The organism is Micromonospora sp. KC606 (assembly GCF_004348675.1).
Lineage (GTDB): Bacteria > Actinomycetota > Actinomycetes > Mycobacteriales > Micromonosporaceae > Micromonospora.
This window is the reverse complement of the sequence record NZ_SMKN01000248.1, coordinates 1-8,460: the sequence shown is the minus strand read 5'-3', so window position 1 is coordinate 8,460 and position 8,460 is coordinate 1. Positions and strand designations below refer to the sequence as shown.

Genomic DNA, 8,460 nt, shown 5'->3' with positions numbered 1-8,460 from the left:
AATCCCAGTCCGCTGAACAGCTGATCATTCCCAGGTGCAGCAACCGCACGGTCATACCGCAGATCATCAGCGCGAGCCGAGAACTTCCAGCTCACAGCCTGTCCGACGAGGTATGGCACGGTACAGGGTGGACGGCGCTCGACAAGCAGTCGACACGCGTCCCATGATCCGGGTCATGGACATGGAGTTGGGCCCCGCGCGGGCCGCGGACTACGACGAGATCATCGCCATCGTCAACGACTGGTGGGGGCGCGCGATCTCCGACTCGCTGCCCCGCCTCTTCCTCGATCATTTCAACCGAACCAGTCTGGTAGCGCGCGACCACGTCGGCGCGCTCACCGGCTTTCTCATCGGCATGCTCTCGCCCTCGCAACCCGGCCGTGCCTACATCCACTTCGTCGGCGTCGCGCCCTCCGCTCGTGGCTACGGGCTCGGCCGCCGCCTCTACGAGGAGTTTTTCGCGCTCGCGCGAGCGGCCGGGTCCAGCCGTGTGGGGGCGATCACCTCTCCCGTGAACGCCGGTTCGATTGCCTTTCACAAGAGCATGGGGTTCGCGGTGACGGGGCCGGTCGTAGGTTATGACGGGCCTGGCAAGGACATGATGGTCTTCGACCGATCCCTCTGACCGCGGCTCTGGGGTCAGTCGCGGCCGGACGGCGGTCACGACGTCGACTTGAGGCTGACCGCAACCCGCCGTCGCGAACCACGACCGGCGAGCGATCAACACCTGGCGTAGGCGCCGCCGCTGTCTACCTGATCATCGCGCTCGGTCTCGGCGTACTCGCAGTGCCGGTCGCCGCCAGGGCGTACCGAGATGTCGCTCCGCCCCGCCTCCCCCTCCGACGATCTGCCAGGAGCACAGCGGCGGCGATACGCGCTGCCCCGGCGACTAGCCCGAGTCCCGAACGCTGAGCGCCATCTCAGCCCGAACGCCCTGTCAGCTGCGGGTTACCGATAACGTGCAGTCGGGGCTGGTCGAACGCTATGGGCACCTTCACGATGAGGAACTGCCCGGTCCGACCGTGCCGACCGGCTACGTATCAGTGGATAATCTCGGCGCGCACCCGCTCACTCGGAGTCGCGATGTCCCAAAAGCGAATTGTACCCCGCGCGTTGCGGTACGCGCCCGTGCCGCCGGTGACGGCCATGTCAAGCGGGTTTGCGCCTCTTGCCCAGAGGGACTGCATTGTTACGGAGCCGCGCTCGAGCTCCATCGTGATCAAGCACTGCATGGTGATTTTTTTGCCATCGATATGTATGACCTGGCACGAGCCGCCCCCGCGCCCAACCTTGCGTCCGTCCCTTACCGCGTTGCCAGAGTAGACGTCCATGTCACCCAGGCTCAACCCCGCCGGGCCAAGATCGAGAGCCGCGTACTGATCGTTCTCGACCTCGAGTTCGAGGATCTCGACCCGATCGCCTGCCTGGGCCTCCGCCTCAGTCGTTTCTGCGCTGCAGCCGGCGACTGCGACGGTGATGAGTGGCACGGCGAAGAACCTCATGAAGGCCGCCTTGGCGCTCCTGTTGTTGTTTTGCATGCGGATTGTTCTCCTTTCACTTCGGGGGGACGGATCATCCGCCCATGATTCAGTAGGAGTACCGTCGCGGAAGCAGATCGAGCGACGACAGACGAAGGAACCTCGGCGATAGGGCGTATGTAACCGCCGCCCGTGGTCGCGGGCGGGTATCGCTCAGATGACGTCGAAGTTGGCCATCATGCCCATGCCCTCGTGTTCGATGTTGTGGCAGTGGAACATGCAACGGCTGCGGTAGCCGTCGAGCCGGGTGAAGCTTCGAGCCAGCGAGCCATCACCGCCACACCCGGCGCGGCCTGTTCCCATCCGGAGGTTGATACAGGGGGTGCCATAGCTCCACCTTCGGCAACAGTCGGGCCAGCGGTGCAGGCAGCCACCAGCCGTGGCGGCCCATCAGCTGCATCGCCGCCGGGACGATCAGGCAGCGGATGACGGCCGCGTCCACGAAGATCGCCGCCACCACGCGTCGAGCGTCACGGTGGCCAAGCCGATCGTGCCGTCTGCGGAGATCGCGTCGGCGCGGTCGTGCAGGCTGTGGACTCAGCCGGCCTTGGGTAGTCCGGCGACGGCGTCGAGCATGTCCGTCACACGCTGCTCGACGCCGGGCTCGCGCAGTCGTGGTGCAGGACAGTCTCGACGGTGTCCCCGGCGCGGGCGACGCCGTGTTCGGCCAGCAGGTCGGCCGCCTGCTGCGACTCGGTGCCGGGGAGAGATGGGCTGTTGCGGTAGTCGTCGCCCGCGACCGACGCGGCGGCCCAGACGCAGGCCAGGAGGGCCACCCCCACGGTCAGGGCGTGCCATCTGCGGCGGTGGGCGAAGCTCGCGATGCGGACGAACACCCCCGTGCCCCCGGGGCGCCTCTTCTTCGGTGCATCTCGGTGGTGATCATGATCTCCTTCCGGGTGGGTGGTCAACGTACACAGGGTCGCGGACAACGTTCTATGCTGTCCAAGACCAAATCCTGCATTTATTCATGATGCCTGGGCTATATATGGATCTGCTGCAGCTCCGCTACTTCCAGGCGGTGGCCCGCCGCGAGCACCTCAGTCAGGCCGCCGCCGAGCTTCGCGTCGCACAGCCCTCGCTCAGCCGCGCGATCGCCCGGCTGGAGGCCGACCTCGGCGTGCCGCTGTTCGACCGGGTGGGGCGTGGGCTGCGACTCAACCGGTTCGGCGCCGGGTTTCTCCGCCGCGTCGACCGGGCACTGCGCGAACTGGACGATGCCCGCCGCGAGCTCGGCGACGCCGCAGGCCTCGAGCACGGCAGCATCGCCATCGCCGCGGAAACCCTGCTCACTGTGACCGGGGTGATCACCGAGTTCCGCACCGCGCACCCAGGCGTCGATATCCGGCTCTATCAGTCCGATGCCGTGACAATGGCGAGACAGCTGCACACTGGCGAGGTCGATCTTTGTCTCGCTTCCCAGCCGCTGCCAGGACCGAACCTGCGGACGCGGGAACTGCTGCGCGAGGACGCGCTGCTCGGTGTGCCGCAGGGACATCGGCTCGCTGGGCGGGAACGCGTGCGGCTGGAAGACATCGCAGGCGAACCGTTCGTCACCACCCGTCCCGGCTACTGGCCGCGCGAGCTGACCGACCGGCTGTTCGCGGCGGCCGGACTACGCCCCGAGTACGTCTGCGAGAGCGACGAGCCCGGCGCCACCGGCTACCTGATCAGCGCGGGCCTCGGCGTTGGGTTGGTGCCCGCGTACTCCCGCAGCGCCAGCACCTATCTGCCGGGCGCCTGGATGCATCTGGACGTCCCGGACTGCCACCGCGTCCTGACCCTGGTCTGGCGCGCGGACACCTACTTCTCCGCCGCGGCGCAGCGGTTGACCGACTTCGCGAGCGACTACTTCCGTCGCTTGTAGTGGTTACCTGCCAGTTCTTCCCGGAGACCTACCGGGAATTCCGGTCGTGGACCTGCTGCCACCGCTGCCGGGTGGTCACGGTCCGTATGCCGTCCTGCAGCGCCCAGCATGAGCTGTGCGCGGTGACCTCTTTACGCACGGCCTCGGCGAGGTTGTGCCACAGATGCCAGCGGTCCGCCACCTGCACCGCGGCGGGCAGGGCGTGGCGGACCGCTTCGGCGTATGCGCCGCAGGAGCCGAGCCCGGCACACCACCTCGACACCGGGATGCTCACGCAGCCACGTCTGCGGTGTTGCGGCCTTACGGTCGGGCAGCAGATCGACGCGCTCACGCGTGACCGCGTCGGTCAGGACGGTGGCGTAACGCTGGCGTCGCCGCCACGCGAAAGTCGTCCACCCCCTCGGGAGTCCGAGCCCGCACCAGGATCCGATCGCCCTTGTCCGCCACATCGTCGATCATTAGCGGCAGCAGCCCCGAGAAGACCACTTCGCAGGGTCACCCATCTTGCACACATGACTTCAACGACATCGACTACCTTCGGTCACCACCGAACGTGAGACAAAGCCGAATGTGGACGAAGCCGTTTACCTTGACAGAACGGCCGTTTCGTGACAGAAACAACCTCGGAGCTGCACGAGTCCACTACCGAGAATCAGCACCTCCGGCGGGTCGCAGGAGGTCGAAAAGCCGGGCGGTCGGGCAAATCGCGGTCACAGGTCTTTGGCCATGTTGCGGCCGGTCTCGGTGAAGCCCAGCTGCTCGTAGAGGGCCCGGGCGCCGGTGTTGTGGGCGAAGACGTGCAGACCGATTCTGGTCAGCGCGTTGTCATGGCACCAGCGCTCGGCGGCCAGCATGATCGCGCGGCCGTAGCCCTGGCGGCGTACGTCGGGTTCGACGGCGAGGTTGTAGACGAACGCGGTGTCGTGGGTGACTTTGACCCAGAGGAAGCCGACCCGGCGGTCGCCGTCGTAGGCGTACCAGAAATGGTGGCCAGCGGTGGCGGACTCGTTGGGAAGCAGCTGCGCGTAGGTGTCGGCGGCGTCGCGGGCCGCGTCCTGCGCCGACTGGCCCGACGCGGCGACGCTCTGCGCGTAGTGCGCCTCGGCCTCGGCCCGCCACGGCTTGTACTGATCCTCGGTCATCGGCTCCAACCGTACGTCCGTCATGACCGACAACTTACCGAGTCGAAAACTGCCTGTGTGGTCGCTCACCGCGCCGCCAGCACCAGCGCACGCCGCGACGGACGGCGGCTCGCATAGCGTTGAGCAACGCGGTCATCGCGATCCAAGGGTTCGGCATGCCTATCTCCAACCTCTGGCCGCCCGTCGTAGAGCTGGACACCTCGGTGACGCAGAGATGATTAAGGATCTGAAGTCCGACGGGTACTGGTGACTGCCGTCGACAGCGCCGTCGGTTGGTCCAAGCGCAGCCACTTCGTGTCCGCACCGCCTCCAGACTCCGCCAGTGAGAAGCTTCCAGTCGACCGGGGTATCAGACTCTCGCTGATGCCCATGGCACTCCTACGCACAGTGGCCGCGCACAGGTCGTCCTGAATGGCGGTGGACCGAGCGGGCCTTGCCGTGGCTTGTGCCCGAGGAGGGCTACCACTTGCTGCGGCAGGTGCGGGCAGTCGTTGGATTCGTGCCGTTCTCGGATGCGCCCGACTGTCTGCAAGGTGATGTACTGGCCTCAGGCCGCGATGAGTACCGGCTTGGCTGGTCGGTGCAGCTCTCCGCGCATCGGGCGGTCGAGCGTGACGAGGCCGCGATCTCGACCTGGCGGCGGGAGACGTGACCGGCGGGAAAACGGTGGCGGCGCAGCGGCAGGCGTGGCTGGTCTTCGAGGACGAGGCCGGTGAGACGCTGCGCCCACCGAAGGCACGCGCCCTCATGAACCTGGCGCACAGCAGCGCAGACCAACAAGCGGGTGGCCTCCGGCGGCTGCTCCACGAGTGGGACTTCGTCGGCGTCTACAACCCGCAGACCAACGTCGACGAGTCCGACTGCCTGACCGGACCGCTCCTGGCAAGATCGACCAACGCTGCCGATGCGGACGATCTCGGCAATTACCTGTCGGCCGAGATCCGTGGCGACTCCGGATTACCGCCAGGGACACCACATCACCCCAGCTTTCGCGCGACGCCTGCTGGCCTGGTGGGGCTCCGGCCGCCAGAAGGCCCGGTGAACGCCGCAGATGACATCCGTAGTGGACTTTCACTGAGCCACCCCCGCTTTCGGGGGAGCGGTTGATGTTCCCCGGACTGGTCCAGCCACGTCATCGATAGTTTCCTGGTTAGATTGAGCCGGGTCGGCTGCGAGCCGGCGTCAACGCCTCGGGAAAACCGATCAACGATGTCCCCAGGCGTAGAGTGAGGTGTAGCGCATGAGTGAAACCGGCCCGGAGGCGTTGGCCCGGTTCGTCGGCGAACTCAAGCGCCTCCGGCAGTTATCCGGATCCCCGTCGCTGAACACGCTGGTCGCGCTGTCAGCGACGCTGCCACACCCGTTGGCCCGCTCCACCCTCAGCGACAAACTCAACGCCAAGTCTTTGCCCGAGTGGCCGTTCGTCATGTCGTTCGTCGAGGCATGCCTGGCCCATGCCGACCAGGCGGGGATACGGTTGCCGACCGAACTGCGGGACATGCATCGATGGGACGCAACGCACTGGCGGTTGCTCAGGATCATCGACGCCGCCCGTTCAAAGGAACGCCTCTGCGCCGCCGCCCGTACCCAACTCGGCCGGCACCCTGATGGCAGCACACAGTCCAGAGGACCTGCACCGGCGCCACCCGAGCCACGCGCCGCTGGTTTCGACTATGTGACCCCCCGGCACCTGCCTGCGGCCGTACCCTATTTCGTGGGCCGCAAGGCCGTGCTCACCGCGTTGGCCGGGCTGCTGTCACACCGGCTGGGCCCGCCGGGCACGGTGCTGGTATCGCTGGTCAGCGGGACGGCGGGAATCGGCAAGACCGCCTTGGCGGTCCACTGGGCGCACCAGGTGGCGGATCAGTTTCCGGATGGACAGCTCTACGCCAACCTCCGTGGATTCGATCCGACCGGGCAGGTGGCGAACCCGGCGGAGGTGCTTCGCGAGTTCCTTGAAGCCCTCGGAGTGCCGGCGCAGCGCATCCCGGCGGGGCTCAACGCCCGGTCCGGGCTGTTCCGCAGCCTGCTGGTGGACAAGCGGATCCTCATCCTGCTCGACAACGCCGGCGACTCTGACCAGGTCCGCCCTCTGCTACCCAACTCGCCGCGCTGTGTCGTGGTGGTGACCAGCCGTAGTCACCTGCCGGGACTCGTCGCCATCGACGGCGTCAGCCCGCTCGTTCTCGACCCGCTCTCCACGATGGAGGCGCACGAGTTGCTGTCGCGGCGACTCGGCACGGATCGGCTGGAGAACGAGCCGGACGCGGCGAACACGATTGTCGCCGCGTCGGCAGGGCTACCACTCGCGCTGGCCATCGTGGCGGGACGTGCCGCCGCCCATCCCGCCCTCAGTCTCCGCCGACTCGCGCACGAGTTGACCGGGCCGGGCAATCTCGACGGATTCACCTATGGCGACGAGGCGGCCGACATCCGCGCCGTTTTTTCATGGTCGTACCGGAACCTAAGCCCGGCGTCGGCGAGACTGTTCCGGTTACTCGGGCTGCACCCCGGACCGGACATCTCCGGTCCGGCGGTCGCCAGCCTCGCCGGCATCCCCGTCAGCCAGGCACACCACCTGCTGGCGGCGCTGGTCCGCGCGAACCTCGTCGCCGAGCAACTGCCGGGAAGGTTCGTCCTGCACGATCTGCTACGCGCCTACGCAGCCGAGCGGGTGACCGGGCAAGACCCGGATCCGGTACGTCGGGAGGCGCTCAGCCGGCTGTTCGACCACTACCTGCACACCGCCTACGCCGCGAGCCTGCTGGTCTACGACCAGCGGGACCCGATCGAGTTGGCCGTGGCCCGACCCGGTGTCGTGGTCACCCCGATCGCCGACCGCGACGAGGCGTGGAGTTGGCTCGCCCGGGAGCATCGGGTCCTGCTGGCCGCCGTCGCCCTCGCCGCCGAATCCCGCTTCGACACCCACGCCTGGCAACTCGGCTGGACAATCAACACCTACCTCGACCGGCTCGGTGCCTGGCAGGAACAGTCGACCGTCCAGCAGTTGGCCCTGCTCGCCGCGACGCGGGTGGGCGACCGGGACGGCCAGGCACGAGCCCACCGCAACCGAGCCGTGGCGTGTCTGCGGCTGGAGCACTACGACGAGGCCCACTCGCACCTGCAGCGGTCGCTCGCTCTGAACACCGAGCTTGGCAATGCCGTCGGTAGCGCCCGTGCCTACCTGAACCTCGGCATCCTGGCCGAACGCCAAAGCCGGTATCAGGCCGCTCTCCATCACGCTCAGCAGGCGCTCGGCTTGTTCGCATCGGCGGGCAGCATCAGCGGGGAGGCGAACGCGCTGAACAACATCGGCTGGTACCACTGCCAGTTGGGCAACTACCAGCAGGCCCTCGACCACTGCACCCAGGCGTTGGCGCTGCAACAGCAGATCGGCAACCGGTACTGGCAGGCACACGCCTGGGACAGCCTCGGCTACGTGCACTACCGGCTCGAACGTCAGTCGAAGGCGATCGACTGCTATGAGAACGCGCTCGCCCTGTGGCGGGACGCGGCGGAGCGCTACTACGAGGCGACCACACTCACCCATCTCGGCGACAGTTACCAGGCCGCCGGTGAGCCGACTCTCGCCCGCGACGCCTGGCACCGCGCACTGGAGATCCTGGACCAACTGGGTCACCTGGACGCCGAACAGGTTCGGGCCAGACTCGGGTCCGTGCCCGCCTGACCCGAGAGCTCTCAGGGCAGTGGTTTGTCCACTGCCCTGAGAGCGGCTGGTGCGCGAGGACTCAGCGCCACGTCATCAGGTTGTTGAAGGCCGCCTGGGTGATCCGGGTGGCGATGTTGTTGGCGCTGCCGGGCCCAGTGCCGTACGGGCCGGAAGCCAGGATTCCCAGCACCGTCAAGGGCTGTCTCTTATAGACATCTGACGTTGCCGACGACTAGTCGAGTG

Annotated in this window: 9 protein-coding genes and 1 pseudogene; 5 read left to right on the top strand and 5 right to left on the bottom strand. The window is 67.2% G+C overall.

Annotation, left to right across the window (positions count from 1 at the left end; translation table 11 throughout):
- Window positions 1-175 precede the first annotated feature (175 nt).
- Window positions 176-625: a GNAT family N-acetyltransferase gene (locus E1193_RS28015; RefSeq protein ID WP_207922897.1), complete on the top strand. Its 450-nt coding sequence runs from the start codon at window positions 176-178 to the stop codon at window positions 623-625.
- 415 nt (window positions 626-1,040) lie between these two features.
- Here E1193_RS28015 and E1193_RS28010 read toward each other — a convergent pair whose 3' ends face one another.
- From E1193_RS28010 to E1193_RS28000, 3 genes are all read right to left on the bottom strand, one after another.
- Window positions 1,041-1,538 (bottom strand): hypothetical protein, encoded by a 498-nt coding sequence (locus tag E1193_RS28010; RefSeq protein ID WP_207922896.1) that lies wholly within the window; start codon window positions 1,536-1,538, stop codon window positions 1,041-1,043.
- A 153-nt stretch (window positions 1,539-1,691) separates the two neighbouring features.
- Window positions 1,692-1,841, bottom strand: coding sequence for a multicopper oxidase domain-containing protein (locus E1193_RS28005; protein ID WP_132186174.1), 150 nt, complete (start codon window positions 1,839-1,841; stop codon window positions 1,692-1,694).
- Between the two features lie 278 nt (window positions 1,842-2,119).
- On the bottom strand, window positions 2,120-2,374 hold the full coding sequence (locus E1193_RS28000; protein ID WP_132186173.1) for a hypothetical protein: 255 nt from the start codon (window positions 2,372-2,374) through the stop codon (window positions 2,120-2,122).
- A 152-nt stretch (window positions 2,375-2,526) separates the two neighbouring features.
- Here E1193_RS28000 and E1193_RS27995 point away from each other — a divergent pair, with 152 nt between their 5' ends.
- Entirely contained in the window at window positions 2,527-3,405 is an 879-nt protein-coding gene (locus E1193_RS27995; protein ID WP_132186172.1) for a LysR family transcriptional regulator, read from the top strand.
- Window positions 3,406-3,448: 43 nt separating this feature from the next.
- Here the strand turns inward: E1193_RS27995 and E1193_RS27990 are convergent.
- Both E1193_RS27990 and E1193_RS27985 read right to left on the bottom strand, forming a co-directional pair.
- Window positions 3,449-3,864, bottom strand: a pseudogene (locus E1193_RS27990) (transposase); the annotation flags it as partial.
- Between the two features lie 251 nt (window positions 3,865-4,115).
- On the bottom strand, window positions 4,116-4,571 hold the full coding sequence (locus E1193_RS27985; RefSeq protein ID WP_132186171.1) for a GNAT family N-acetyltransferase: 456 nt from the start codon (window positions 4,569-4,571) through the stop codon (window positions 4,116-4,118).
- Window positions 4,572-5,013: 442 nt separating this feature from the next.
- Between E1193_RS27985 and E1193_RS32615 the strand changes: the two genes are divergently transcribed.
- From E1193_RS32615 to E1193_RS27970, 3 genes are all read left to right on the top strand, one after another.
- Window positions 5,014-5,199, top strand: a complete 186-nt coding sequence (locus E1193_RS32615; protein ID WP_207922895.1) for a hypothetical protein — start codon at window positions 5,014-5,016, stop codon at window positions 5,197-5,199.
- On the top strand, window positions 5,196-5,654 hold the full coding sequence (locus E1193_RS27975) for a hypothetical protein (protein ID WP_132186170.1): 459 nt from the start codon (window positions 5,196-5,198) through the stop codon (window positions 5,652-5,654). Before E1193_RS32615 ends, E1193_RS27975 begins: the two co-directional genes overlap by 4 nt.
- A gap of 133 nt (window positions 5,655-5,787) precedes the next feature.
- On the top strand, window positions 5,788-8,235 hold the full coding sequence (locus E1193_RS27970; RefSeq protein ID WP_132186169.1) for a tetratricopeptide repeat protein: 2,448 nt from the start codon (window positions 5,788-5,790) through the stop codon (window positions 8,233-8,235).
- Window positions 8,236-8,460: the final 225 nt, after the last annotated feature.

Excerpts from the sequence above, each read along its gene's own strand:
- E1193_RS27995 (WP_132186172.1), top strand. The coding sequence starts at position 2,527 with ATGGATCTGCTGCAGCTCCGCTACTTCCAGGCGGTGGCCCGCCGCGAG.
- E1193_RS28005 (WP_132186174.1), bottom strand. The coding sequence starts at position 1,841 with ATGGGAACAGGCCGCGCCGGGTGTGGCGGTGATGGCTCGCTGGCTCGA.
- E1193_RS28010 (WP_207922896.1), bottom strand. The coding sequence starts at position 1,538 with ATGCAAAACAACAACAGGAGCGCCAAGGCGGCCTTCATGAGGTTCTTC.
- E1193_RS27970 (WP_132186169.1), top strand. The coding sequence starts at position 5,788 with ATGAGTGAAACCGGCCCGGAGGCGTTGGCCCGGTTCGTCGGCGAACTC.
- E1193_RS27985 (WP_132186171.1), bottom strand. The coding sequence starts at position 4,571 with ATGACGGACGTACGGTTGGAGCCGATGACCGAGGATCAGTACAAGCCG.
- E1193_RS28015 (WP_207922897.1), top strand. The coding sequence starts at position 176 with ATGGACATGGAGTTGGGCCCCGCGCGGGCCGCGGACTACGACGAGATC.